This is a genomic window from Brevibacillus ruminantium, assembly GCF_023746555.1.
GTDB lineage: Bacteria > Bacillota > Bacilli > Brevibacillales > Brevibacillaceae > Brevibacillus > Brevibacillus ruminantium.
On sequence record NZ_CP098755.1, the window covers coordinates 667,403 to 693,064 of the forward strand.

Consider the following 25,662-nt stretch of genomic DNA (forward strand, 5'->3'; position numbering starts at 1 on the left):
GATGGAGCAAGCAGCCATCCTCTTTTCTTTTGCTTTGCAACCTGTTCCATCAGAAAATGCCAAAGATGAAGAAGAATAAAACCAGATAAAATTGCCTAAACACAACAGGGATTTGTAAAATTTAGACGAATATGGAAATTTCGGATGAGCTCTGTTCATATAAAAGGAGAGCAGGTCTGGAAAGGGGCGCACAATTGCGTGCGGACCAGAATAGACGGTAGATCGAGGTGTGTCCATGATCCGTTATATTTGGAACAACTGGTGGCGCCATCCCGCGCGTTTTGCATTGCTGCTTGTTGGTATGCTGACGATCAGTTCAACACTCAGCTATTTTATCGGGGTCACAGAGAGCGGGAACGGGACCACGCAGGAGATTTTGCAAAAGAGATGGAAGGCCGCTTATCATATCGTGGTTCGGCCTGAGGGGACACGGAGCGTGACGGAGCAGGATGGTCTGTTGGAGCCAAACTATTTAAGCGGCTTGCAAGGCGGGATCAGTCTTGATGATTTAGAAAGTATCAAGCAGATTGCGGATGTGGAGATAGCAGCTCCATTAGCGCCAGTGGGCTATTCCTGGACGACGTTTTTTTATGGAAAAATGGAGAAGCCAAAAGAGCCGGGAATTTATCGTCATATCATTGGAAAATACAGTAACGATGGAGTGAAGCTGACACCAAGCTGGGAGAACACGGAATATTACAAAGTAGGTACTTGGCAAGGACCGCCCGAAGGCGATTTGGGGCTGCTTGCCGAATATGGCATTGGCAAGTGGTACTTGGAACAGTTCGGATCATTCAATCAGTTGTTAGTAGGCATCGATCCGCAGGCAGAGGCCCGGCTGGTCGGGTTGGACAAGGCAGTGGTTCCGATGGGTGAGAGCCGCTATTTTACGGAAAAGGATACAACCGATACGTATGATGATGGAGACAACGGGACGGTTACCAATCTGCCTATCTTGATGAGCAACCGAATGGACACCGATTTACGATTTGTGAGCACATATGAACGGTTGGAGCTTCCTTTTGGGACCAAGGAAGAGGCCGATCAAACGATGGAAATGATCAAGCAAAATGGCGGGAAGAGGTTTTTGGACAAGCAAAAGAGAGTCGGCCCGCCGCTCGCATCCTTTACTTTGGAGGCAAAAGAAGCGCATCATCTGCTGCTTTCTGGGCTTTCGGGAATCGACAGCAAAACAGGACAGCGATTCCAGGCGAAAAACGGGCAAGGAGCGGCAATTAGTTCTCATATTACGGAAAGTCCCAGTCCGCTCACGCTTCAAAAAGGGGCGAGCCCCTACCCTGAACGATGGAATATTGCTTACGAGGCAAGAGAGATCAAGCCGCTGTACCCTGCGGATGTCCAGGAAATGTTTCTTTTTACGGATGAAGATTATCAGGGAACGTTTCGTCCCTTTCAGTATTTCAGCGGATGGAATACAGCAAAAATGTCACCCAAATGGATCGGCTTTTACGATCCCGAAAAGCTGAATATTTCCAAAGATCCATTAAATGAGCTGCCAATGGAAACGTACCGTCCGGCTCTGGCACGCTTGGTCCTGGATAAGGAAGGCAACCCTGTCAACCCGCCGCTCTCACTCAAACCCATCGAAAATCCGTTTGGGTTGCTGACAAGTCCTCCCTTGCTCCTGACCACGCTGGATGGGGCAGCCCAGCTTCTCGGTGATAAGCCGATCTCTTCCATCCGGTTGAAGATCAAAGGAGTAGAACAAGTAAACGAGGACAGCCAAAAGAAGCTGCAGGCTGTGGCAGCAGAGATTGAAAGACGGACAGGATTGCTCGCGGATATCACGCTCGGATCATCGCCTGAGCCGACCCTGATACATGTCCGGAGCGACCGACCCGATGCGGAATTAGGCTGGATCGAACAAATCTTTGTGAAGCTGGGCACGGTATTTACGCTGTTTCGTGAGACCAAGCTCGGTTTTTCCGGCATCATGGGCATCGTGATGCTTGTCGCGACTACTTACGTTTTTGCCACAAATCTGGTGACGCTGTACGCGAGAACTGGGGAATTTGGCCTGCTGCTCAGCGTAGGCTGGCGTCCTGCGCATATCCGCCGGATTATCTTTTTGGAAGCAGGTCTGCAGGGAGGAATGGTTACCCTCATCTGTTGGGCCATAGTGGGCGCGGTCGTGCTGCAACAGGGGGCACATGTTCCGATCGAGCGGGTCTTTGGCATCGGCCTATGCGGTCTCGTCATTTATGGTTTGGCAGCAATACCGACTGCTCTGATGGTAGGGAAAATTTCGCCTGTTACCATGCTGCGGACGGGTGAATTGCAGCCCGCTTCCCGTCGATGGGCTCGTGTACAAGGTGTCTTTTCACTGGCACGGGTTCATCTGCTTGCGCGGTTTCGGCGCAGCCTGCTCTCTGTATTTGCGATGGCTGTACCGACCTCGCTTCTGGTGTTTTTTGGTTTCGTCACCTTTCGTCTGCAAGGACTGATGTATACGTCCTGGCTCGGGCAATATGTCGCAGTGGAAATCGGGCAAGCGCATTACGTGGCGATGGTTCTTGCGCTGGTGATCGCGGTGTTGACGACAGCGGAAATTATTTGGCAAAACGTCATGGAGCGCAAAGCGGAGTTCTTGTTGCTCAAAGCGGTGGGCTGGCGCAACACAGCCATTTTTCGGTTGATTTTGTGGGAAGGGCTGCTCTGCGGTCTGTTGGCAGCGATGGGCGGAATTGGGCTGGGGGTGCTGGTGATTATGGCGTTGTATCGCCAGTTTCCCACGGAAGATATACTGCTTTTGCTGAGTGCTGGTCTCATTCCTGTTGTGGTGGGGCTCCTGGGCGCTGTATTTCCGGCCATGATGGCGGTACGGTTTCGTCCTGCGGAAGGGCTGCGAGGTTCCCATAAAAACAGCAGGCGGAACGAACGAGTACTGCGGGTGATGCTGGCGCTGCTCCTCCTCGGCTTTATAACCGGGGCCACCTCCAGTGCGATTCGGCTGTGGAAGGCTTCAGAAGTCAAACAAGCGGCATCGTCCGAAGGCCTTGGCGAACAGCAAGGGGGAACGGTTGACCCCGTTTCCCCAAAAGAAGTATCGCCTCAGCAGAAAGAAGCGGAGCCCCCCAATCAGGACGAATCTGCAAACGAGCCTGGCCAGCTTGCCGGTTTTGTGTCCCAATCTGTTCCGGACGGCAGCAAAGCGCGTTACCATTTGTCGCTTCGCATGGACCCACAGGGGACCTTCACCGCGGAAGCGACGATTCAGGTGGAGAATCGTTCGGCGGATACGTGGGATTCACTGGTGTTTTATTTTATTCCCAATGTCTTTACGAGGGAAAACAAGCCGCCGAGCATCGAAGGGAGTGCCGATGTGCGAATCAACCGTGTAGAGGTGAATCAGAAGCCGGCCAAATACCAGCTTTCCTCCGATACGCTCGCTCTCTCACTCGAAAAGAAGATGGCGCCGGGAGAAAAAGGGGAGGTTCGCGTTGCCTATACGTTTACCGTACCGGAAGAAGGCTTGCGTTTTGACAGGATGGACCAGCGTTACTTTCTCGCCCAAGCCTATCCCATGCTGGCGACCTACCATAACGGCTGGAACAAGCAGCCCTATCGGGTCAATGGCGAGTCGTACCACACAAGCCATGCAGATTTTACATTACACTACGAAGTGCCGCCGGGGTATCAGGTCATCACCTCTTCGGACGAAGATAGAGCGGGAGCAAAGACATCAGGGGAGGTTGCTGTTGCCAACGTCCGTGAACTGTATGTGGCAGTAGTAAAAGGGCTGGAATCCTTGTCTCAGGAAAAAGACGGGGTGCAAATCCGGGTATTCGGAGAGAAGGCCCAGCAAAAACAACTCGAAGCCGTACTGCAGACGGCAACAGAAGCCCTTTCACTTTTCTCCGGCAAAATCGGTGCGTATCCTCACAAGCAGCTTGATCTGTTGGTGGATGGCCGGGTGAGCATGGAGTACCCCGGGGTGGTGACAGTGGTGCCGCAAGAGGATTTGGCATCCCTGAGGTACACGGTTGTTCATGAGATCGCCCACCAGTGGTTTTATGGCGTGGTCGCCAATGATTCGTACCGGGAGGGGTGGTTGGATGAGGGATTTGCGGAATTAGCCAGTGCGATGTTTTTTATGGAGCACGACAATAAAAGCGAGCAGGAAGTATGGGCGAGGACAAAGGCAGCCGTCAATCTGGCCCGTGACATGCCATCCAATCTGGCGTTGGACGAATATGACGGAGAGGTCTACGGGGCTGTTTATGCCGTGCCGTCGCTGCGCCTTTGGGAGTTGATCTCGACCTATGGCGGCATCACAGAAGGCTGGCGATTTTTGCAGACGTACTATGAGCAATATGCCTACAAGCAGGTTGATACCAAGGAGTTCATCCGTTTTGCCACCGCCTATTTCCCTGTGAAGGAACACTATTTTTCCAAGTGGCTCAAATTACCATAAACGAGAGGTGGGGTAAAACGACATGACCATGAACATCCGAATCGAAAAGCTATCCAAAACATATCGCGGAGACGGAGTCATCACCACTGCGTTGGAAGATGTAACGCTCCTGCTGCAAAATAATGAATGTACTTCGATTGTCGGTCCATCCGGCTCAGGAAAATCGACGCTGCTGCAAGTAATCGGCACGCTGGACGCACCGACGGCGGGAATGATTGCTTACGACGATGTGGATGTCGGCAAGCTGAAAGGAAAGACGCTTGCTGATTTCCGCTTTGCTCGTATTGGTTTTATTTTCCAGCATTTTCACCTGCTGCCGACGCTTACGGCTTTGGAGAATGTGATGTCTCCCTTGTTCCCGCGCAAAGTCAGCTATGACAAGAAGGAAAGGGCACAGGAACTGCTCGATTGGGTTGGTCTTGCGCATAAGCAGGATTCCTTGCCCTCCCAACTATCTGGTGGAGAGCAGCAGCGTGTCGCCATCGCCCGCGCATTGGTGAATCGCCCGCAATGGCTGCTGGCTGACGAACCCACAGGCAATCTCGATACGAACAATGGAGAAATGGTCTTTCAGCTGTTGCGGAAATATCAGCAGGAGTATGGGACCGGCATTATCTTTGTCACGCATGATGAGCATCTGGCTGGCCAGACAGACAGGAGGATTGAAATGCGGGATGGCAGAGTGATCGCGGACATACACCTTACAAAACTGTAAGGAAGATGAAATATAACTCGATGGTTCCTTTCTCCCGGGCCTTTTACAATAAAGACAATTCATACAAAAACCATTTATACAGAAAAATCAATGACACGGGAGTAAGGACCATGAATACTGCAAGAAAATTTCAGTCGCTTGACCACCAACATATATACGAAGAGTACTCAACTAAAATCTATCGCTATTTTCGCTACCGCATTCGCAATGTCTGGGATGTCGAGGACCTGACGACGACGGTGTTTATCAAAGTATATTCGAAGCTTGACCAGTTCGATGGACGCCATCCTTTTGGGGCGTGGATTTTTCGGATTGCGCATAATACGCTGATTGACTATCTGCGCAAAAAGCGGGAATATCCAGCCGATCAGGAGGTTTTCTCCAGTCTGGTCACGAGCGAGAAGCTGCCGGATGAGCGCGTCATCAATCTGGAGTCCCATGAGGATCTCTGGAAAAACGTGAAAACGTTGACGGTAGATCAGCGCAACGTCATCTCTCTGCGCTATTTGGCTGATCTGCGGATGAACGAGATCGCGGAAATCCTCGGCAAAACGGAAGCGTCGGTAAAAATTCTCCATTTTCGGGGAATCAAAAAACTGCAAAAGCTGATGGTAACCCAGGCGTAACAGGGTGCCTGCCCAAAACCGGAACGTCTCAGATGCTGGGACGTATCCGGTTTTTTGGTATAGTAGAAACAGAAGAAAGACGACAGAATCGAGGAGGACGATCGATGTCGACAATCATGATTGTAGAAGATGATCCGAAAATCAATCAGCTGCTCCAGGGGCAACTGGTGAAATACGGGTATGAAACGGTGAATGTGGAAAATTTCGAGCAGGTATTGGATGTCTTCACCAGGGCAAATCCTGATCTGGTGCTACTGGATGTCAACCTGCCGAAGTTTGACGGATTTTATTGGTGCAGGCAGATACGGCTGGTGTCCAACTGCCCGATCCTGTTCATTTCCGCACGGGAGAGCAAAATGGATCAGGTGATGGCACTGGAAAATGGAGCGGATGACTACATCACCAAGCCGTTTGATTACGATGTCGTGTTGGCCAAAATACGCAGTCAGCTCCGAAGGGCGTATGGCATCTATGCAGCCCAGGAAAGCGAACGGACGTTTGAAGTGGCCGGGTTGCGCCTGTTCCTGGAACGGATGGAGCTGACGATGCATGGAGAGAAGGTGGAGCTGAGCAAAAAAGAGGCGCTGTTGCTAGAGGCGCTGCTCAATCAGTATCCGCGGGTGGTCAGCCGTGAGCGCCTTTTGGAAAAGCTGTGGGATGAGCAGTTTGTCGATGAAAATACCTTAAACGTCTACATCACGCGTGTCCGCGGAAAGCTGAAAGAACTGGGATTGGACGGGGCAATTGAGACTGTGCGCGGTTCCGGCTACCGGTTAAAGGTAACCTGGGAGGACGGCCAATGAGGCTTTTTCTACGGGATCAGTGGGCATTTCTGACCATGTTCTTTATTCAATTGTTTTTGCTGATACTCATTTTTGCCCTGGACGGGTATTGGAACCCTTCGTTAATCAGCTATGCGGTTTTCCTGTGCTTTTTCTTTGGGGGCTGCTTTTTGGCGTTCCGCTATTTATCCAACCGGCTGGTTTACCAGCGGCTAAGTGCACCGGTTCGTACGCTGGAGGAGCTGACATTGGCACATGGCAATTCTCCGCTGGGGCGGGCGATGGATCAGACGTTTCAGGATCAGTATCGGCTGTTTAAGGAGCAGCTTCACGCCTATGAAACGAAGCAACGGGATCATACGACCTTTATCCAGCAATGGGTTCACCAGATGAAGACGCCGATATCCGTGATCCATCTTCTGCTCCAGGATGAGGATGACCCCCGGGTGGAAAGCGTGCGCGAAGAAGTAGACCGGATCAAGCGGGGGCTGGAGACGGTGCTCTACAGTGCCCGCCTGGACCGCTTCGAACAGGACTTCCTGATCGAGCCGGTCTCCCTTCGCCGTTTGGCTCAAAATGTGGTGTCAGAGAACAAACGGCTCTTTATTCGAAACCAGATCTATCCCGAGCTGGCTGTAGATGAACACTGGGTGGTTGAGTCCGATGAAAAATGGCTTTCCTTTGTTCTCAACCAATTGCTGACCAATGCTGTCCGTTACTCTGATAAAAAAGGAAGCAAGGTAACGATCCGTTCATTTGCCAGGGGAAAACACGTTGTTCTCGAAGTGGAAGACAGCGGTATCGGTATTCCGTCGGAGGACATACAGCGTGTATATCAACCCTATTTCACGGGCGAAAATGGACGTAAATACCCGGAGTCGACAGGGATGGGGCTCTATTTGGTGAAAGAGATTTGCGGACGGCTTTCGCATGAGGTGGAGCTCGAGTCGAAGGTTGGCGTGGGAACCAAAGTACGGATCATCTTTTTCGCGGTCGTACCAACCTTACAAGAACGTAAGCTGGATGAAAGCTAATTCGATGGCTAGCCCATGCGCGCTTCCGTATAGTGGGAAGAGGAAAAGGAATTTCCCATGAAAAAAGGAAGGTCAAAATAGAAAGGAGAAGCGCACATGGATATGCTGCATGTTAAGCGCCTCAGTAAGATATATGGAGGCAGAGTCACGTATCGAGCGTTGACTGATATTGACTTTACGATAAAAAAAGGGGAGTTCGTCGGCATCATGGGTCCGTCAGGGAGCGGAAAAACAACGTTGCTGAACATGATTTCGACGATCGATTCGCCTACCTCGGGTGAGGTATTGCTCAACGGAACCAACCCTCACCAGTTGAAGAGAAACCAACTGGCCCTGTTTCGCCGAAAAGAGCTGGGCTTCGTGTTTCAGGATTTCAACCTGCTGGATACGCTGACGATTGCGGAAAACATCGTATTGCCCCTTACCCTCGACGGCAAAAGTGTAGCGGAGATGGAAGAGAAGCTTCGGACTGTGGCTGATAAGCTGGGGATTACCGAGATCCTGGAAAAAAGAACCTATGAGGTTTCCGGAGGTCAACGGCAGCGTGCCGCCATTGCTCGTGCCATCATCCACACCCCTTCTTTGCTGCTGGCAGACGAGCCGACAGGCAATCTCGACTCGAAAGCCTCACGCAATGTGATGGAGACGCTGGAGACGATCAACAAAAACGACGGTACGACGATGATGATGGTCACCCATGATCCGCTTGCGGCCAGCTATTGTCACCGCGTCCTGTTTATCAAGGACGGTCAGATGCACAACGAGATGTACCGCGGAGACAGCAGACAGGCATTTTTCCAGAAAATCATCGATGTCCTGTCACTTCTGGGAGGGAAAACGCATGACCTTTCGTCAATTCGCGTTTAACAACGTCTCCCGGAACAAACGTACCTATGCAGCCTTTTTTCTGAGCAGTGTTTTCTCGGTGATGATCTTCTTCATCTACGCGATGTTCATCTATCATCCCGGGGTAGATAGCGGCCAGGTTCATCGCTATGTCGCAGAAGGGATGAAAGCAGCCGAGTACATCATCTTCCTGTTCGCCTTTTTCTTCTTGTTCTACTGTGTAGGAGCTTTCTTGAAGCGGCGGGAAAAAGAGTTCGGGATTTTGATCATGCACGGGATGACGCGCGGTCAGCAAAATGTGCTGATCTTTATGGAGAACATGTTGATCGGGGCCATCTCGATTTTGTTTGGAATCGGTCTGGGCATGGTACTGGGAAAACTGTTCTTTCAATTTGCCGGATTCTTGCTGGATGTAGAACCGCTTCCTTTCTACCTGCCGTGGGAAGCCATGGTGCTGACGATCGTCTGCTTTTTCTGCCTGTATGTGGTGATCTCGCTGTTTACTTTACTCTTTTTGAAAAGAAGCAGTCTGTTAGAGCTTCTGCAAGGGAACCAGCGTCCCAAACAAGAGCCGAAGGCATCCGTCTTTTTATCCCTGCTGGCGGCGGTTTTGCTCGGATTGGCGTACGTGCTGGCATTTTGGGTGAGCGGGCCGCTGGTCATCATTATGCTCATTCCGGTAAGTGCCTTGACCATTGCCGGGACCTATCTGTTGTTTACACAGCTAAGTGTGTACCTGATCAGGCTTCTGAAGAGGAACAAGCGCTTCTATTGGAATCACACCAACATCGTCACGTTGTCTGATTTGACATATCGGATGAAGGACAATGCCCGGATGTTCTTTCTTGTCTGTATCGTTTCGACCGTAGCGTTTTGCGCGGTTGGCACGCTCGCTGCTCTGGCATCTTCGATTACGGAAACGACGGTCAAGACGAACCCGTTTGCCTTCTCATACCGAGCCGATGCAGACACCAAGCTGAATCAGCAGCAGGTGTCCAAGATCGAGGCTGCCTTGAAGGATGGCGGGTTTGCTTTTGAAAAAGTGGAGACAACGGTAAAGGTTCTGTCTGGAGGAGAAGACAGATCCAAGAATGTGGCCCTGATCGGCTTGTCCGAATATAATCGGATCGCCGGTGCTGCGGGACAGGACCAGGTTCAGGTTGGGCCGGGGGAGGCTATCTTTTTTCAACGCTGGCCGGGGGAAGAGCTTGATCGCGAGCCGTTTCCTGTAGCGGGACAGTCATTGCAGAGAAAAATCTCTTCGCTTATGCCTGTAATCTCATCCTTGAATAGTTCGCGCATTGTCGTTGTGCCTGATCCGGTGTTCGCCCAGATCACAGCGGATTCGCTCGAACAAAACTTTTTGTACAATGTTGAGAATTGGAAGGAAACCGATGCGCTGAGTAAAAAATTGATGACGGAACTGAGCGAGGGAGATACGGGGCCGTATTCCTTCCAAGCGCGCGCCCCGCTGTATCATGAGCTGAAGCAATTGGCAAATACAGGGCTGTTTATCGGGTTGTTTGTCGGTTTGCTCTTTTTCGTCGCGGCGGGCAGCTTCCTCTACTTCCGGCTGTATACCGATCTGGAAAACGATAAACGACAATATGGCGCGATTACGAAAATCGGCCTCACGGAACGTGAGTTGTCGCGGATCGTAACCACCCAGGTGGCGCTGCTTTTCTTCATCCCGATTCTGGTCGCGATTATTCACAGCGCCGTAGCGTTTTTCTCGCTGCATAGTTTGCTGAAACTCATACTGATCACATCAGTGGCAAAGCCGACCGCGATTGTGTTGGCCAGCTTTGTGCTCGTTCAATTTGTGTACTTCGTGATTATTCGCAATCGCTATTTGTTCCATTTAAAGCGGTCTATGTAGAAAAGAACAGTTCACCATCCAAATAAGCAGATTCTAAGCGGCAGACCACAAGGTTTGTTCGCAAAGAATCTGCTTTTTTTGCGGAAGCGAATTTTCGGAAAACTATTGCAATTAGGGGGGAATCATATTATAGTTTCAAACAATGAATGTCATTCGTCCATTTTTTTGTTTTATTTACTGATATAAGTACTTATTACATTCATATTGGTCGATATCAGGAGTTGAAATGGGAGGAAGCCATGGAAGGAAAAATGCACCGTTCACTTTTTTCACAGCTAGACGATCTCGATTACGCCATTGCCAATGCACTTCAGGAGAATGCACGGCTTCCCTTTACACAGATCGCCAAGGACCTGGACGTAACCGAAAAGACTGTCAGAATGCGCGTTCAGCAAATGCAGGAGGAGGGAGTACTCAGTTTGGTTGGCGTGGTCAACCCGGTCAAGGTCGGACTAAATGTGCAGGTGTATATTCAAATCGCAGTCGAGGCCTGTAAGCTGGACGATGTCGTGGCCGCATTAAACGAGATTTACGAGGCCCGGCTCGTCGTTCTCACCTCGGGAGAATACCAGCTGATCATCCAAGTTCTTTTGCGCGACTACGATGAGTTGTCTGAGTTCCTGATGACAAAGCTGAACAAGATCGACGGCATTACCAAAGTCAATGTCATCAATATGCTGAAGGTGATCAAGTCGCGATTCAAATTTATCCGCTAAGAGAATCGCTCGCCTGGAAGGACCAACTGAAAGGGAATGGGCAAGGCTGAACAGTCCATATACATAACAGCAGGGGGGATGCTTCGACATGATCTATTGGCAGTTGTTTCTGGCTTTTTTCCGGATCGGTATTTTTGGTTATGGCGGCGGCCCGACCATGATTCCTTTGTTTTATACCGAATGCGTAAGGAAGTACAAGTGGGTGGATGAAGAAGACTTTACCGATAATCTGGCCATGGCCAATGCGCTGCCCGGACCGATCGGCACCAAACTGGCGGCTTATGTGGGCTACCAGTTGAAAGGGTGGACAGGTGCGCTGATCGCCAACTGCGCGATGGTGCTGCCGACCGTTCTTGTGATGATCGGGCTGCTTCAGGTGATTTATCAGTGGAAGGATGCCCCCGGGGTATATGGGATGATTCAGGCGATTCAGCCGGTGATTGCAGTGATGACGGGTGTCTTGACGTGGGAATTCCTGCAAAAGGGGTGGCAGGGAAGCAAGAACAAGAGCGGTGCCGCCGTTTCGCTGGCGCTCTCATTGGTGGCATTGCTGTTCCTTGATTTGCACCCCGGCATCGTGGTGGTGATCGCGTTAGCCTTATCCTTTGGCTATGCGACCTGGGCCGTCCGCAAACAACGGAGCAAAGGAGACAAGGAGGGGGCAGCATGATCTATCTTCAGTTGTTTTGGGCCTTTTTTATCTCCAATATTTTGGGGTATGGGGGCGGGCCGCCGAGCATTCCGCTGATTCAAAATGAAGTGGTCGATCACTATGGCTGGTTAACGATGAAAGAGTTCGGGGAAATTCTCGCCGTAGCCAACGCGCTTCCCAGTCCGATTGCGACCAAGCTGGCCGGATATGTCGGCTATCAGGTAGCTGGAGTCCCGGGCGCGACGGTTGCCCTGCTGGCGACGGTTGCACCCACTGCGATCGCCATGGTCTTGCTGCTGGGCTTTCTCAATCTGTTTCGCAATTCGCCCCAGGTAAAGGCCATGACACAATCGGTTCGGCCCATTGTGACGGTACTGCTGGGTGTGATGACCTATGAATTTCTGATGGGGGCAGTGGAGGGAATCGGCTGGATGCAAACCGGACTTCTCACAGTGGCATCATTTTTGCTGCTGGAAAAATGGAAGCTCCATCCGGCCCTGGTGATGGGAATTGCCATGTGCTACGGGTTTTTCTTTATCGGCTAAATTTTACATTCGTGTGGAACGGAGGAACCTCAATGAGTTTTTTTGACGCAATGGAGTATCCGTATGCTTCTCGGCGGATGACGACCTATGCCCGCAACGGCATGGTCGCCACCTCTCAGCCGCTGGCGGCGCAGGCGGGACTGGATCTTTTGAAAAAAGGAGGCAATGCCATTGATGCGGCAATTGCCACGGCAGCGTGCCTGACTGTGGTGGAACCCACCTCAAACGGAATCGGCGGGGATGCGTTTGCGCTCGTGTGGGTAAATGGAGAGCTGCACGGTTTAAACGCCAGCGGCCCCTCTCCAAAGGGAATTTCGATTGAGGCAGTAAAAGCACTGGGGTATGAAGAAATGCCAACCTACGGCTGGATTCCGGTGACGGTACCGGGAGCGCCGGCGGCCTGGGCTGAACTCTCCAGACGCTTTGGCAAGCTGCCTCTTCAGGAAGTGCTCCAGCCAGCTATTGACTACGCGGAGAACGGGTTCCCCCTCTCGCCGACGCTGGCCCACTACTGGAAGCTGGCCTTTGAGCGATTTAGCCAGGTTGGGAAGGGAGCTGAATTCGCCGCCTGGTTTGATACCTTTGCGCCAAACGGGCGTCCTCCGAAAGTGGGGGAAATCTGGCGTTCGCCTGGACACGCCGAAACTCTTCGGAAAATTGCGGAAACAAAAGGGGAGAGCTTCTACTCCGGAGAGCTTGCGGAAAAGATCGATGCATTTTCTCGACAATACGGCGGTTTTCTCCGTCTTCATGATTTGGCTTCCTATCGCCCGGAATGGGTCAAGCCGATCAGTGTGCATTACAGAGGCTATGATGTCTGGGAAATCCCGCCGAACGGCCAAGGGCTCGTTGCCTTGCTTGCACTGAACATTTTGAAGGGCTTCACCTTTAACGCAAAGGAGTCTGTCGATACCTACCATAAGCAGATCGAGGCGATCAAACTGGCCTTTGCCGACGGCTTCCGCTACATTACGCAGGAGGACAAGATGAGTGTTCGCGTAGCTGATCTTCTGACGGAGGAGTACGCTGCCTACAGGCGCACCCTGATCAGCGAGGAAGCGTGCATCCCCGAGCCGGGCGAACCGCTTGCCAGCGGTACCGTCTACCTGGCAGCCGCGGACGGAGAAGGCAATATGGTTTCCTTCATCCAGAGCAACTACATGGGCTTTGGATCGGGAGTCGTGGTGCCGGGAACGGGGATTGCCCTGCAAAACCGCGGAAAGAACTTCTCTTTGGACCCTCATCACGCCAATCGGCTGGAGCCGGGGAAAAAATCCTTCAATACGATTATCCCGGGCTTCTTGACCAAGAACGGTCAGGCGGTAGGGCCATTTGGTGTGATGGGCGGCTTCATGCAGCCGCAGGGTCATGTACAGGTCGTCATGAACACGGTCGATTTTCTGCTCAATCCGCAAGCTGCCCTGGACGCACCCAGATGGCGCTGGATAGAGGGGAAAACAGTAGAAGTAGAGCATCATTTTCCCGAGCACATCGCGCTGACGCTGGAGAGAAAAGGGCACCAGATCAAGTGGGGAATGGGGCCAACCGGCTTTGGGCGGGGGCAAATTATTTGGCGCGATGATCAAGGGGTGCTGATCGGAGGCACGGATATGCGGACGGACAGCTGCATCGCCGCATGGTAATGTGGGAAAAACAGGATTTTCTGCGACGAATGAAGAACCATTCCGAAAACGAGCCAAACGGAGGGATTTCATGAGCGTTCAAAAAGTAAGTGAAGCGATTCAGGCGTATATTCGTCCTGACAGCTTTCCGGTCGGAATCAAAATCGTCAAGAATGAAAGTGATTTGCCTGCCAAAGCAAAGCGACCGTCCAGAGATCTCGGGTATCTGATCACGATTTGCCAGGCGGTTGGTTTTTCTCGCCGCTACGGTTGGACGATCGCCATGGATGGAGCGGACCTCTCCTGTCCCATCGCGCAGGTGGCTTTTGGTTATGAGGAGCAGCTTCCCTTTTACTCCGAAGGGCATCTGGCCTGCGGGATGTATACCGATTCGCTGGAGGCGGGGGCGAAAAGCGAGCAGGATGTGCCCAAGTTTTCGCGAGAGGAGAGCGGGTATTACGTCTCCTTTCCGCTGGAGCGGGCTTCGGTTGAACCAGACGTCGTGGTGGTCTACGGGAATTCCGCGCAAATCATGCGTTTGGTCGCCGGCATGCTGTACAAGCGGGGCGGTTCGATCCCGTCGACCTTCTCCAGCCGGGCCGATTGCGCCGACATAGCGATCAAGCCGCTGCAAACAGGTGAGCCGCAAGTGATCGTTCCCTGTTATGGCGACCGCCTGTTTGCGCAGACACAGGATCATGAGATGGCCTTCAGCTTTCATTACCGCGATGCAGAGGAGCTGATTGCCGGGTTGGAGGGAACCAACAAGGGCGGCATCCGCTATCCGATCCCTACCTACCTGCGATACCAGGCGGAATTTCCGCCGACGTATCAGAAGCTGAGCCAGCAATTTGCTGAGAAGGAGCAACCCTGACGCAATCAAGCGTCAGGTTTTTTTGTACGTTCGGAAAATATGTCGCCGAAGACTGGATCATCGAAGGAATTACCCTGATCTACAAAGGGACATCCCGGAAAAGGCTCGCCACGTAGGGATTATCCGCAAGGCGCACGTGCTCGAAGACGGGCAAGGCCGATTGGTGTTTGGCAGAAAATCCAATTTGAAACTTTTTCCAATCGCTGTACGTCTTCATTATATAATAGCCGAGGAATAAATCCTCGGCTTGATTAAAACTCTTTACTATATGAAAAACCATAGGAGGTTAGGGATGAAAAAGGGCTTGGTTCTGATCATGTTTATCCTTAGTGCTTTAGTAATTGTAGCTTGTTCTAACGAGACAATCACAAATACGAATCAAACCGAAATGGAGAGGTTACAAGCTGAAATCACTCAATTGAAAAATAAAAACGAAGAACTTGAAGCCTCTTTAGTTAAGGAAAAACAGATTAATGATACGAATAAGAAAATCTACGAACTGCGTAATACCCTAGATTTACAGGCAAGGGAAATTTTCCGAGCCGTGATGAAAGGTGACACTGAAAAAGTCAAACAGTATATTTCCGAGAAAGCTACTGTGGAAGGTGAGAATTTTATTTATAAAGTGGAGAACGAAACCATAACCACTCCATTCCCTATGAAGGGAAGCACTTTCCGTCAGAGGTCTTTCGATATAAGTAAAGATGGACGGTTTATTACACATTACGAAGTATGGATAAACGATGAGACTTACGCGGGAACACTAGAATTATCCTTCACTGAGGAAAATAACGAATGGAAACTGAGTAGTATGCAAGGAGATAGATAAAATTTTCAAGCACTGTCCGCTCCGGGGGGATTCGCGGGGGAGACACCAAACGTTGTGGAGCGGATAGTGAATCATCCTTGCAGGGCGTAGCCCGGAGCCAAGCAGGGAGACATGATGCTTCTCATTACAAAAACGCGGATACATTTTTCCGCGTTTTTCTTATGGGCGTTGGGGAATCAGGCTGGCATTTGTTCATGAAACGAGGATGGACCCGTTCGGAAAATCAACATTACAATGAAAAACCTGTCACAAAATGGAGGGATTTGTAACTTTATCGAGAAACTCTTACCTAGTAGGATGTATTTTCCGGCAATAACCAGTGGAAGAGAGGAACGAGACTGTTGCTTTTACGTACACAAACCATGTTGATCGCTGTTTGTCTCCTGTTTTTGCTGACGCCCTTTTCGGTCGCACAGGCGGCAACCCATGTCGAGGTAACCGTCGATCAGTTAAATATTCGCAGTGCTCCAGATACAACTAGCCAGATAGTCGGAACCATCACCAAAGCTACACGGCTGTCTATCGTTTCGCAGCGAAACGGCTGGACACAAGTAAAGCTGGCAAATGGCCAGTCGGGGTGGCTCAACAATAAATACGTCAAAATGATCGAAATTCCCCGGATTATCTATGTAAAGAGCACGGTAGACATGCTGAATGTGCGGGCGGAACCGAATGCTACTGCGCAAATCTTGCAGATTATCGACAAAAACGGCGTATTCTTGCAAGTGAAAAAACAAGGGAGCTGGGCACAGATCAAGCTCTCTGACAAAGTGAACGGCTGGGTTAACGCAAGCTACCTGACAGAAACGGCTGCACCCGCTCCGGCGCCAACCCCGGCTCCGCCACCGCCAGTGCTGCAAACTCCAGCGCCAAACCCAAATCTAACGCCAACTGAGCCGGCGGCCCCGCCCGCAGGTGTACCAGCAGCTCCACCCGCACCTGGTGTGCCGGCAGCCCCGCCCGCAGGTGTACCAGCAGCTCCACCCGCACTTGGTGTGCCGGCAGCCCCGCCCGCGGGTGTACCAGTAGCTCCACCCGCACCTAGTGTGCCGGTGAGCCCGCCCATATCGAATGTACCGCCTACTGTGGGAGTTGGCCTGGAACAAACGGGAAACACACTTGTGTTGCATGACGGCTTCGAAGTATTTTCCGATCCGGATATTTGGGCCACTGTCGTCGGTTGGCTTCCCGCCGGCACGGTTGTTACGCATCAAGGGAATACAAATGGATGGTACAAGATCAGCTACAACGGCACCTATGGCTATATTTTCGGCCCCACCCCAAATGCGGGGGGAGCCCAGGGCCAGCCAAACAATTCGCCAGGGACAAGCACTCCTGTGCCAGCCGCGCCGGCTCAAACGGAAGCATCCATTCGCGTGAAAAATCCCGACACCAACCTGCGAAGCGGTCCCGGGACCGATTATGCGGTGGTGGGAGTCGTTCAACCAGGGCAAACGTATCCGATCATCCAAACGGAAGGAGATTGGTATTTGATTCGCATGCCCGACCAGTCTTCTGCCTATATTGCCGGTTGGATTGTTGAACTGGTCCAGCCGGCAGGAAGCGCGCCGGGTACGGGAACCGGCAGCCCCGGGGTTGGCTACAATGCCGGGATGATCGGAAATGAGACCGTCTATATCTATCACACACATAACCGTGAATCCTGGCACAATGTTGCGAAGATGACACAGGGCAGCTCCGTGGATGATCCCGTGAACAATATTACGTTGGTCGGGAAGCGGCTGGGTGAGCTGTTGCAGGCGAAGGGCGTCCCCACGATGGTGAGCCAGGATGACTTTGCCCAGAAGCTGGCCGAGCAAAAGAAGAGCTTTGCCATGTCCTACACAGAATCGTACAAGGCGGTCGTGGCAGCAGCAAACACGAGCCCCCATTTGAAATACCTGTTTGACATTCACCGGGACGGTAACGAGCCCCGCAGCAAGGTAGCCCATACCTTGAACGGCAAGACGTATGCCCGCATCTTGTTTGTCATCGGGACGGCCAATCCGAACTATCAGGAAAACAAAAATTTGGCGGAACATCTTCATGCCCACCTGGAGGCGGCGTATCCCGGCTTGTCACGCGGCATTATTCTGAAAGGGAAGAACGAGGGAAATGGCGAGTATAATCAGTCTATTTCCGGAGGGAGCTTGCTCCTGGAAATCGGTGGAACCAACAATACACTCGAGGAATGCTACAACACAGCAGAGGCACTTTCCGAGGTGATTGTCCGCCATATGCTGGAATCCCAACTGGTCTATAAATAAAAGCACGACTCTTTTCGCCGGTTGGACGAAACAGAGCGTGCTTCAACAGCAATACGACGTACGTGATAATGATTCGGTGAGCTGCCCTGGAGATTCTTCCGGGGCAGCCTTTTTATTAGACCAGGTTCTCTGGATTCAGCCCTTGCAGCTCTGGCAAGACAAAGCGGCCGTCTTTGCGGATCAGCACATCGTCAAACCAGATTTCCCCACCGCCGTATTCTGGACGCTGGATTTGTACCAGATCCCAGTGGATGGAGGAGCGGTTTCCGTTGTCTGCTACGGTATAGGCATTCCCCGGAGTAAAGTGGAAGCTGCCTGCGATCTTTTCGTCAAACAGGATGTCCAGCATCGGATGCATGATATGCGGGTTGAAGCCGATGGCAAACTCGCCGATATAGCGTGCCCCGTCATCCGTATCCAGGATTTCGTTCAGCGCTTTGGTATTGGAGCTGGTTGCTTCGACGATTTTACCTTTTGAGAAGGTAAATTGGACATCCGTGAAAGAGATGCCGTGGTAGTTGGAGGCTGTATTGTAGAAAATCGTTCCTTCTACAGAATCACGAACCGGAGCAGTATATACCTCGCCGTCCGGGATGTTGCGCTTGCCGTCGCATTTGATGGCGGGAATTCCTTTGATCGAGAAAGACAGGTCTGTTTTCGGCCCGACGAGACGGACACGGTCGGTCCGCTCCATCAATTCGACCAGCGGGTCCATCGCCCTGGACATTTTGGAGTAATCCAGATTGCAGACGGAGAAGTAGAAATCCTCAAAGCCCTCCAGACTCATATTGGAAAGCTGCGCCATCGATTTGTTTGGATAGCGGAGCACCACCCAGCGTTTGTTGGGAATCCGTTCATTGGAGTGGACCGGTTGATAGAAGTGACGAGAATATAGTCCCATCTTTTCATCGGAAATATCCGCGTACTCATTGATATTTTCAAAAGCGCGGACAGCGATATAGGCGTCTACATCTTGCATACGGGCCAGCTCATGTTTGGCCATTAGCTCCATATGCTCCTGACTGGTCCCTTGTTTCAGTGCACGCATAATTTCTTGATCTTTCAATGTCACTAGAGGAAGTGCGCCCACTGCGAATGCTTCGCGCACAAGCGCTCGGACCAACGGCACCTGGATGCCGATATTTTCAATGAGAACCTTTTCCCCTTTTTGCAGATTAAGTGAATATCGGATGAGGCGACTGGCCAGTTCTTGAATGCGTGGATCTGCCATTGTATGTAACCTCCATAGTAAAAAAATTTTTTCTGTCATCATTATCGCATAGCCGAAACAACCGTGCCAGATGTTTGCTCGTGCATATTTACAATGATTGGACGGCATGAAAAAAGCCTGCAGCCATTGGTGTGCAGGCGCGATTTGCAGGTTTAAAACAGCTCCATATTCTCAGGGACAGAAGCAGGTTCTGGTTCCACAAAACGTCCGTAATCAGGGATAGCGATGCTGTCAAAATCACGAACGAGCCGGGCGAGTCCCGCAGAAAGCTCTTCACCTGCCACAGGCAAACCGTGACCAGTGACAGCTCTGGACGGGTGAAGGGCTTCCAGCTTGGCGACGGATTCCCGGGCGGCCTCCCAATCTGTGGTCAAATAGCGGGGAGGACCCGTAAATTCGACTGTTTGCGTCAGCACTTTATAGAGGGAATCCTGTCTGACGGTGACAAAGGCATCTCCGGCGATCAACGTCCGGTCCTGCTCGCGGAACAGGGAGACGTGTCCGGGAGAGTGACCGGGTGTATGAATCCAGCGCCAGCCCGGCATATGGGGGACGGTACCGTCATCAGGCAGTGGCTGAAGGCGACTTCCCAAATCGATTCCCCCGTACGGAAACAGCGGAGAAAGCTTGGCAAGAAAGCCTCCTTCGACAGAACCGTCAGGCTCAGGGTAGTCCGATGTGCCGTTCAGATAAGGAAACTCCAACTCATGAGCGTACACAGGCACATCCCAAAGCGAAGAAAGCTCAATCACGGCACCGACATGGTCAAAATGGCCATGCGTCAGGATAATCGCCTTTGGACGGGAATCGGGCCCGAAGCGGTCTTCGGCTACAGCGAAAATTTCAGCAGCCGATTTCGGCATGCCGGTATCGATTAACACCCACTCGGCAGACTGCGGATTTCCCACCAAACAAATATTGACGATTTGTACACAGTGCACGTACACATCAGAAGTGATTTCCTGACCGAGACCGCTCGCTGCAGAGGTGACTGGAATAAATGTGTCCCGCAAAAAAGTTCCCTCCCCGTTTTCCTCAAATTCTCTCTTTTACTGTTTACTGATCCCGGTTTTTTTACTACACGCCCCTCCGAAGTTCTTGTTTTGCGTACCGAAATGTTACAGACACGAATATTAAGGTTAGAAGTTAAATTTTTGTGCGTAAATTACGAACGATTGTCGAATTGATTTCGTTTGTTTTCGTTGATAAAAACGTATGATTATGTTTTAATTAATTTGAAACGTTCGTAAATTAGTTTGGTTTTACCCATACTACCGTGGGAAGGTGACTTCGGAAGTGGAAAAACGAGAACAACTATACGAAGGAAAGGCGAAACGGATCTATCGTACGTCTTTGGAAAATCAGTATTGGGTCGAGTACAAGGATGATGCTACCGCTTTTAACGGGGAAAAAAAGGCGACCATTTCCGGCAAGGGAGAACTCAACAACCGGATCACGGCGATCTTTTTCACCATGCTGAAGGAACGGGGCATCGATAATCACTTTATCCGGTTGTTGTCGCCGACGGAGCAGTTAGTCCGCCAGGTGGAAATCATTCTGCTGGAAGTTGTGATTCGCAACATCGCTGCCGGCTCCCTGGCAAAACGGTTGGGCATGGAGGAAGGTACGCCTCTTCCACATCCTGTCGTTGAATTTTACTACAAAGACGATGCGCTTGGTGACCCACTCGTCAATGCTTCCCATATCAAGGTACTGGGGATTGCCACAGAGGAAGACCAGGCCCAGCTTGAAAAAATGGGACTGGCGGTCAACGAAGTGTTGACCGAATATCTGCAGGAGCGAAACATCCTGCTCGTCGATTTTAAACTGGAGTTTGGCCGTACACCGGAAGGGGAGATTCTCCTCGCCGATGAAATATCACCGGACACCTGCCGTTTCTGGGATGCCCGGACGAAAGAAAAGCTGGACAAGGACCGTTTTCGCCGCGATCTTGGCGGAGTAGAAGAAGCCTATCAGGAAATGCTGAAGCGATTGGGAGGAGAAGCACATGTATAAAGCTGTCGTTTACGTAACTTTGCGTCAAAGCGTTTTGGACCCACAGGGACATGCAGTCAAAGGAGCGCTGCATTCACTTGGATTTGATGAAGTAAAAGACGTGCGCATCGGGAAATACATGGAGGTCGAGCTGGATACTTCCGACCGGAGTCAGGCGGAAGAGCGGATTTCGGCCATGTGTGAAAAATTGCTCGCCAATACGGTGATTGAAGATTACCGCTTTGAGATTGTGGAGGGCTGAGCGATGCGAGTAGCCGTAATCGTCTTTCCCGGTTCCAATGCTGACGTGGATATGTTCCAGGCAGTAGAAGATGTGATGAACGTGCAGGTTGATTACATCTGGCACTCTGCTAACGACTTGTCGGGCTACGATGTCATTTTGCTCCCTGGCGGTTTTTCCTACGGGGATTACCTGCGCTGCGGAGCTGTCGCCCGTTTCTCGCCAATCATGGAGCAGGTGACCAAGGCTGCGGAAGAAGGCAAGCTGGTCATGGGCATCTGCAACGGCTTTCAAATCCTCACGGAAGCAGGGCTCCTGCCGGGAGCGCTGCTGCGAAACCGTTCGCTTAAATTCCGCTGCAAGCTGACTGCCCTGCGTGTTGAAAACAATGAAACAGCCTTTACCCGCGACTATCAGGCGGGAGAAGTGATTCAGATTCCAATCGCGCACGGCGAGGGCAACTATTACTGTGACGAAGAAACACTGGCCAAGCTGAAAGCAAATAACCAGATCGTCTTCCGCTATAACGGAGAAAACCCGAATGGCTCTTTGGAGGATATCGCGGCGATCTGCAATGAAAAAGGAAATGTGCTCGGCATGATGCCTCACCCGGAACGGGCTGTTCACGAGTGGATGAGCTCCGCGGACGGACGGCGCATGTTTACCTCGATACTACGGACATGGGAGGAACGAAACAGTGTCAAAGCCAACGCATAGAGAACCTACTGCCCAGCAAATTGCCGACCAGCGTCTCTACCGGGACATGGGGCTGACAGATGAAGAGTACCAGCTCGTCGTCAGCATTCTCGGTCGCCAGCCAAACTGGACAGAGACCGGCCTTTACAGTGTAATGTGGTCGGAGCATTGCTCCTACAAAAACTCCCGTCCCGTTCTCGGCCGTTTCCCTACATCGGGACCGCGCGTACTGCAAGGACCGGGCGAAGGAGCCGGGATTGTGGATATCGGGGACAATCAGGCCGTTGTTTTCAAAATCGAAAGCCACAACCATCCTTCGGCGATTGAACCTTACCAGGGAGCGGCAACAGGTGTGGGCGGCATTATCCGCGACGTCTTTTCCATGGGCGCACGTCCGGTAGCGCTGCTCAACTCGCTTCGCTTCGGTGAGCTGACAAATCCGCGTGTTCAATACCTGTTTGAAAATGTCGTGGCGGGGATCGCAGGCTACGGCAACTGCATCGGCATCCCGACTGTGGGCGGCGAGGTCAATTTTGACTCCACCTACGAAGGGAATCCGCTGGTCAATGCGATGTGTGTCGGGTTGATTGACCACGACAAAATCCAGAAAGGGGTAGCCAGCGGCATTGGCAACCCGGTTATTTACGTGGGGGCAAGCACGGGGCGCGACGGCATTCACGGTGCGACATTTGCTTCGGAAGAACTGACAGAGGAATCGGAAAACAAACGGCCAGCTGTGCAAGTGGGCGATCCGTTCATGGAAAAGCTGCTGCTGGAAGCATGCCTGGAGCTGATCGACACGGGGATCGTCGTTGGGATTCAGGATATGGGAGCGGCGGGCTTGACCTGCTCCAGCGCCGAGATGGCGTCCAAGGCGGGGAACGGGATTGAGATGAACCTCGATCTGGTGCCGCAGCGGGAAGCAGGCATGTCCGCTTATGAAATGATGCTGTCCGAATCGCAGGAGCGGATGCTGGTCGTCGTGGGACAGGGCCAGGAAGCCAAGGCAATGGCGATTTTTGACAAATGGGGTTTGGCTTCTGCCGTCGTCGGAAAAGTGACGGATGACGGTCTGCTCCGACTGGTTCATCACGGTGAGGTGGTAGCGGAAGTGCCGGTGAAAACACTGGCGGATGATGCGCCTGTCTACCATCGAAAGTCCGCTGTACCTGCTTACTACGTGGAAAACGAAAAAGTGGACCCGGTAGCAGCGATCAAGCAGCCGGAAGATTTGAATGAGATGCTGCAAGCCCTGCTCGCTCAGCCCACTGTGGCTAACAAAGCATGGGTCTACGAGCAATACGACCACATCGTCCGCGCCAATACAGCTGCTGGACCTGGCTCCGACGCTGCCGTCGTCATGGTGCGCGGTACGCGCAAGGCCCTCGCAATGAGCACGGATTGCAATGGACGCTATGTCTACCTCGATCCGGAGGTGGGCGGAGCGATCGCTGTTGCTGAATCGGCGCGCAATATCGTTTGCTCGGGAGCAGAGCCGCTCGCGGTGACCGACTGCCTCAATTTCGGAAACCCGGAGAAGCCGGAGGTGTTCTGGCAATTCGAAAAAGCGGTGGACGGCATGAGCGAAGCCTGCCGGGTATTGAATGCGCCGGTGATCGGGGGAAATGTCTCCTTTTACAACGAACGCAGCGGTGACGCAATCTACCCGACGCCCACCATCGGGATGGTCGGCTTGATCACCGATGTGGATCATATCACGACCCAGCACTTCAAGGGCGAAGGGGATGTCATCATCCTGCTTGGCGAAACCTATGCAGAGCTTGGGGGCAGCGAGTATCAAAAGTACGTGACCGGCACGATTTCCGGACGTCCCCCGCAAATTGACCTGGCAAAGGAAGCGGCTGTCCAGAAGCTGGTGCTGGATGCCATCCGTCAAGGGCTGGTCAAATCGGCCCACGATCTGTCGGAAGGCGGACTTGGCGTAGCACTGGCGGAAGCGTGCTTTGGCAAAAATATCGGTGCATCTGTCTCGCTCTCTTCTGATTTGCGAGCAGACGTACTGCTGTTTAGTGAATCACAGTCCCGTATCCTGATCAGCGCAGCCGCAGAAGATGCCGAGACCGTATTGGCACTGGCGGCCAAGCAGGGAGTGCCTGCTCAGGCGATTGGCAAAACGGGCTCGGAGCAACTGGTGGTGAACATCAACGGAACCGAAGCTGTACGTGCTTCGCTGACAGCTTTGAAGGCCGCATGGAAGGATGCGATTCCATGTTTGATCGGGTAATCTGGGATAAACTGAACGAAGAATGCGGCGTGTTTGGCATCTATAACCACAAGGAAGCATCGCCGCTCACCTATCTGGGGCTTCACGCCCTGCAGCATCGCGGTCAGGAGAGCGCAGGCATCTGCGCCTCTGACGGCGAGCGCTGGTACAAACATCGCGGCATGGGTCTGGTAGCGGAGGCGTTTGAAGGGGTCGATCTGAACACCTTTCGCGGCCATATCGCGATTGGACACACCCGTTATACGACAGCGGGAGCCAGCAAAATTGAAAATGCGCAGCCGCTCTTTTTCCGCTACGCACATGGCAGTATGGCGGTGGCCCACAACGGCAACCTGGTGAACGCAGCTGTTCTGCGCAAGGAATTGGAGGCCAAAGGCTCCATTTTTCAGACTACCAGTGACACCGAGGTTATCGCTCATCTGATCGCACGCTCCAAGAGCAGTGATTTGACGGAAGCTGTCCGCGAGGCGCTCCAGCACATCAAGGGAGCGTATGCGCTCCTGGTCATGAATGAGCGGCAAATGATTATGGCGCTTGACCCCAACGGGCTGCGTCCGCTATCGCTGGGACGACTGGGCGATGCCGTCTGTGTCGCCTCCGAGACCTGCGCCTTTGACATTATCGGGGCGCAATATTGGCGGGATGTACAGCCGGGCGAGCTGATTGTCGTGGATCAGGACGGTGTGCGTGAGTCTACCTTTGCACCCAAGACAGAACGTTCCATCTGCACCTTTGAGTACATTTATTTCGCACGTCCGGACAGCGATATCGACGGGATCAACGTGCATATGGCACGAAAGCGTCTGGGCAAACAGCTCGCGCTGGAATCGCCGGTAGAGGCAGATGTGGTAACAGGGGTTCCCGACTCCAGCATCTCTGCCGCGATCGGATTTGCCGAAGCGACGGGCATCCCCTACGAGCTGGGGCTGATCAAGAACCGCTATGTCGGCCGTACCTTTATCCAACCGACTCAGGAGCTGCGCGAGCGTGGCGTGTATATGAAGCTGTCCGCTGTCCGCAAAGTGGTTGAAGGCAAACGCGTGGTCATGATCGATGACTCGATCGTTCGCGGAACGACAAGCAGCAGGATTGTTCAAATGCTGCGCGAGGCTGGAGCGAAGGAAGTGCATGTCCGCATCAGCTCTCCGCCCGTCATGAACCCGTGCTTTTACGGGATTGACACCTCGACCCGGGACGAATTGATCGCCTCTTCTCAATCTGTGGAGGAGATCCGCCGCTACATCGGAGCCGATTCGCTCAGCTATCTCAGCGTTGAGGGCATGATTGACGCAATCGGTCGCGAGGATGGCTCTCCCAATCGGGGACATTGTCTGGCCTGCTTTAACGGCAAATATCCGACAGAAATAGAGTTTGAGGCTGCGCTGCCAGCGGCGAAGTGCTGAGAGATCCATTGGAGCATGGAGGAGAAATC

The 25,662-nt window shown here is 52.3% G+C and carries 21 protein-coding genes and 1 pseudogene; 20 read left to right on the plus strand and 2 right to left on the minus strand.

Going from position 1 to position 25,662, the window contains the following annotated elements; genetic code table 11:
* Positions 1-235 precede the first annotated feature (235 nt).
* The 15 genes and pseudogenes from NDK47_RS03490 (at position 236) to spoIIP (ending at position 17,822) form a co-directional block, all read left to right on the plus strand.
* A complete protein-coding gene (locus NDK47_RS03490) occupies positions 236-4,435 on the plus strand; it encodes an FtsX-like permease family protein (RefSeq protein ID WP_251873531.1) in 4,200 nt (1,399 codons plus the stop codon).
* Positions 4,436-4,457: 22 nt separating this feature from the next.
* Positions 4,458-5,150, plus strand: a complete 693-nt coding sequence (locus NDK47_RS03495; RefSeq protein ID WP_251873532.1) for an ABC transporter ATP-binding protein — start codon at positions 4,458-4,460, stop codon at positions 5,148-5,150.
* 110 nt (positions 5,151-5,260) lie between these two features.
* Complete coding sequence (locus tag NDK47_RS03500) at positions 5,261-5,776, plus strand: sigma-70 family RNA polymerase sigma factor (RefSeq protein WP_251873533.1); 516 nt, start codon at positions 5,261-5,263, stop codon at positions 5,774-5,776.
* Positions 5,777-5,880: 104 nt separating this feature from the next.
* Positions 5,881-6,579 carry a response regulator transcription factor gene (locus tag NDK47_RS03505; protein ID WP_251873534.1) on the plus strand — a complete coding sequence of 233 codons (699 nt, stop codon included), beginning with the start codon at positions 5,881-5,883 and terminating at the stop codon, positions 6,577-6,579.
* The gene (locus NDK47_RS03510; RefSeq protein ID WP_251873535.1) at positions 6,576-7,592 is read left to right on the plus strand and encodes a sensor histidine kinase; all 1,017 of its coding nucleotides are present in this window, start codon (positions 6,576-6,578) and stop codon (positions 7,590-7,592) included. The genes NDK47_RS03505 and NDK47_RS03510 overlap by 4 nt, the downstream gene beginning before the upstream one ends.
* A 96-nt stretch (positions 7,593-7,688) precedes the next feature.
* Positions 7,689-8,459, plus strand: a complete 771-nt coding sequence (locus NDK47_RS03515; RefSeq protein WP_251873536.1) for an ABC transporter ATP-binding protein — start codon at positions 7,689-7,691, stop codon at positions 8,457-8,459.
* The gene (locus tag NDK47_RS03520; protein ID WP_251873537.1) at positions 8,434-10,317 is read left to right on the plus strand and encodes an FtsX-like permease family protein; all 1,884 of its coding nucleotides are present in this window, start codon (positions 8,434-8,436) and stop codon (positions 10,315-10,317) included. The genes NDK47_RS03515 and NDK47_RS03520 overlap by 26 nt, the downstream gene beginning before the upstream one ends.
* 239 nt (positions 10,318-10,556) lie before the next feature.
* Positions 10,557-11,033 carry an Lrp/AsnC family transcriptional regulator gene (locus tag NDK47_RS03525; protein ID WP_251873538.1) on the plus strand — a complete coding sequence of 159 codons (477 nt, stop codon included), beginning with the start codon at positions 10,557-10,559 and terminating at the stop codon, positions 11,031-11,033.
* A gap of 88 nt (positions 11,034-11,121) precedes the next feature.
* Entirely contained in the window at positions 11,122-11,703 is a 582-nt protein-coding gene (locus NDK47_RS03530; protein ID WP_251873539.1) for a chromate transporter, read from the plus strand.
* Positions 11,700-12,230: a chromate transporter gene (locus NDK47_RS03535; protein ID WP_251873540.1), complete on the plus strand. Its 531-nt coding sequence runs from the start codon at positions 11,700-11,702 to the stop codon at positions 12,228-12,230. The genes NDK47_RS03530 and NDK47_RS03535 overlap by 4 nt, the downstream gene beginning before the upstream one ends.
* Positions 12,231-12,262: 32 nt before the next feature.
* A complete protein-coding gene (locus tag NDK47_RS03540; protein ID WP_251873541.1) occupies positions 12,263-13,873 on the plus strand; it encodes a gamma-glutamyltransferase family protein in 1,611 nt (536 codons plus the stop codon).
* Positions 13,874-13,943: 70 nt separating this feature from the next.
* Entirely contained in the window at positions 13,944-14,726 is a 783-nt protein-coding gene (locus tag NDK47_RS03545) for a DUF169 domain-containing protein (protein WP_251873542.1), read from the plus strand.
* 35 nt (positions 14,727-14,761) lie between these two features.
* Positions 14,762-14,895 (plus strand): annotated as a pseudogene (locus NDK47_RS27925) (IS1380 family transposase); the annotation flags it as partial.
* 123 nt (positions 14,896-15,018) lie between these two features.
* The gene (locus tag NDK47_RS03550; RefSeq protein WP_251873543.1) at positions 15,019-15,555 is read left to right on the plus strand and encodes a hypothetical protein; all 537 of its coding nucleotides are present in this window, start codon (positions 15,019-15,021) and stop codon (positions 15,553-15,555) included.
* 341 nt (positions 15,556-15,896) lie between these two features.
* Positions 15,897-17,822, plus strand: coding sequence for a stage II sporulation protein P (spoIIP, locus tag NDK47_RS03555; RefSeq protein WP_251873544.1), 1,926 nt, complete (start codon positions 15,897-15,899; stop codon positions 17,820-17,822).
* A 115-nt stretch (positions 17,823-17,937) separates the two neighbouring features.
* Here the strand turns inward: spoIIP and NDK47_RS03560 are convergent, their stop codons facing one another.
* Together NDK47_RS03560 and NDK47_RS03565 are read right to left on the minus strand one after the other, a co-directional pair.
* Positions 17,938-19,053, minus strand: coding sequence for an aminopeptidase (locus tag NDK47_RS03560; RefSeq protein WP_251873545.1), 1,116 nt, complete (start codon positions 19,051-19,053; stop codon positions 17,938-17,940).
* Positions 19,054-19,205: 152 nt separating this feature from the next.
* Positions 19,206-20,066, minus strand: a complete 861-nt coding sequence (locus NDK47_RS03565) for an MBL fold metallo-hydrolase (protein ID WP_251873546.1) — start codon at positions 20,064-20,066, stop codon at positions 19,206-19,208.
* A gap of 283 nt (positions 20,067-20,349) precedes the next feature.
* Between NDK47_RS03565 and purC the strand changes: the two genes are divergently transcribed.
* The 5 genes from purC to purF are packed head-to-tail and all read left to right on the plus strand — an operon-like array spanning position 20,350 to position 25,633.
* Positions 20,350-21,069 (plus strand): phosphoribosylaminoimidazolesuccinocarboxamide synthase, encoded by a 720-nt coding sequence (purC, locus tag NDK47_RS03570; RefSeq protein ID WP_251873547.1) that lies wholly within the window; start codon positions 20,350-20,352, stop codon positions 21,067-21,069.
* The gene (gene purS / locus NDK47_RS03575; RefSeq protein WP_251873548.1) at positions 21,062-21,310 is read left to right on the plus strand and encodes a phosphoribosylformylglycinamidine synthase subunit PurS; all 249 of its coding nucleotides are present in this window, start codon (positions 21,062-21,064) and stop codon (positions 21,308-21,310) included. The genes purC and purS overlap by 8 nt, the downstream gene beginning before the upstream one ends.
* A 3-nt stretch (positions 21,311-21,313) precedes the next feature.
* Complete coding sequence (gene purQ, locus NDK47_RS03580; protein WP_251873549.1) at positions 21,314-22,006, plus strand: phosphoribosylformylglycinamidine synthase subunit PurQ; 693 nt, start codon at positions 21,314-21,316, stop codon at positions 22,004-22,006.
* Positions 21,987-24,230: a phosphoribosylformylglycinamidine synthase subunit PurL gene (purL, locus tag NDK47_RS03585; protein WP_256481330.1), complete on the plus strand. Its 2,244-nt coding sequence runs from the start codon at positions 21,987-21,989 to the stop codon at positions 24,228-24,230. Before purQ ends, purL begins: the two co-directional genes overlap by 20 nt.
* Entirely contained in the window at positions 24,215-25,633 is a 1,419-nt protein-coding gene (gene purF, locus NDK47_RS03590) for an amidophosphoribosyltransferase (RefSeq protein ID WP_251873550.1), read from the plus strand. The genes purL and purF overlap by 16 nt, the downstream gene beginning before the upstream one ends.
* Positions 25,634-25,662: the final 29 nt, after the last annotated feature.

What these genes read in the sequence shown, in the direction of transcription:
- NDK47_RS03490 (WP_251873531.1), top strand. Translation starts at nt 236, where the DNA reads ATGATCCGTTATATTTGGAACAACTGGTGGCGCCATCCCGCGCGTTTT.
- NDK47_RS03495 (WP_251873532.1), top strand. Translation starts at nt 4,458, where the DNA reads ATGACCATGAACATCCGAATCGAAAAGCTATCCAAAACATATCGCGGA.
- NDK47_RS03500 (WP_251873533.1), top strand. Translation starts at nt 5,261, where the DNA reads ATGAATACTGCAAGAAAATTTCAGTCGCTTGACCACCAACATATATAC.
- NDK47_RS03505 (WP_251873534.1), top strand. Translation starts at nt 5,881, where the DNA reads ATGTCGACAATCATGATTGTAGAAGATGATCCGAAAATCAATCAGCTG.
- NDK47_RS03510 (WP_251873535.1), top strand. Translation starts at nt 6,576, where the DNA reads ATGAGGCTTTTTCTACGGGATCAGTGGGCATTTCTGACCATGTTCTTT.
- NDK47_RS03515 (WP_251873536.1), top strand. Translation starts at nt 7,689, where the DNA reads ATGGATATGCTGCATGTTAAGCGCCTCAGTAAGATATATGGAGGCAGA.
- NDK47_RS03520 (WP_251873537.1), top strand. Translation starts at nt 8,434, where the DNA reads ATGACCTTTCGTCAATTCGCGTTTAACAACGTCTCCCGGAACAAACGT.
- NDK47_RS03525 (WP_251873538.1), top strand. Translation starts at nt 10,557, where the DNA reads ATGGAAGGAAAAATGCACCGTTCACTTTTTTCACAGCTAGACGATCTC.
- NDK47_RS03530 (WP_251873539.1), top strand. Translation starts at nt 11,122, where the DNA reads ATGATCTATTGGCAGTTGTTTCTGGCTTTTTTCCGGATCGGTATTTTT.
- NDK47_RS03535 (WP_251873540.1), top strand. Translation starts at nt 11,700, where the DNA reads ATGATCTATCTTCAGTTGTTTTGGGCCTTTTTTATCTCCAATATTTTG.
- NDK47_RS03540 (WP_251873541.1), top strand. Translation starts at nt 12,263, where the DNA reads ATGAGTTTTTTTGACGCAATGGAGTATCCGTATGCTTCTCGGCGGATG.
- NDK47_RS03545 (WP_251873542.1), top strand. Translation starts at nt 13,944, where the DNA reads ATGAGCGTTCAAAAAGTAAGTGAAGCGATTCAGGCGTATATTCGTCCT.
- NDK47_RS03550 (WP_251873543.1), top strand. Translation starts at nt 15,019, where the DNA reads ATGAAAAAGGGCTTGGTTCTGATCATGTTTATCCTTAGTGCTTTAGTA.
- NDK47_RS03560 (WP_251873545.1), bottom strand. Translation starts at nt 19,053, where the DNA reads ATGGCAGATCCACGCATTCAAGAACTGGCCAGTCGCCTCATCCGATAT.
- purS (WP_251873548.1), top strand. Translation starts at nt 21,062, where the DNA reads ATGTATAAAGCTGTCGTTTACGTAACTTTGCGTCAAAGCGTTTTGGAC.
- purQ (WP_251873549.1), top strand. Translation starts at nt 21,314, where the DNA reads ATGCGAGTAGCCGTAATCGTCTTTCCCGGTTCCAATGCTGACGTGGAT.
- purF (WP_251873550.1), top strand. Translation starts at nt 24,215, where the DNA reads ATGTTTGATCGGGTAATCTGGGATAAACTGAACGAAGAATGCGGCGTG.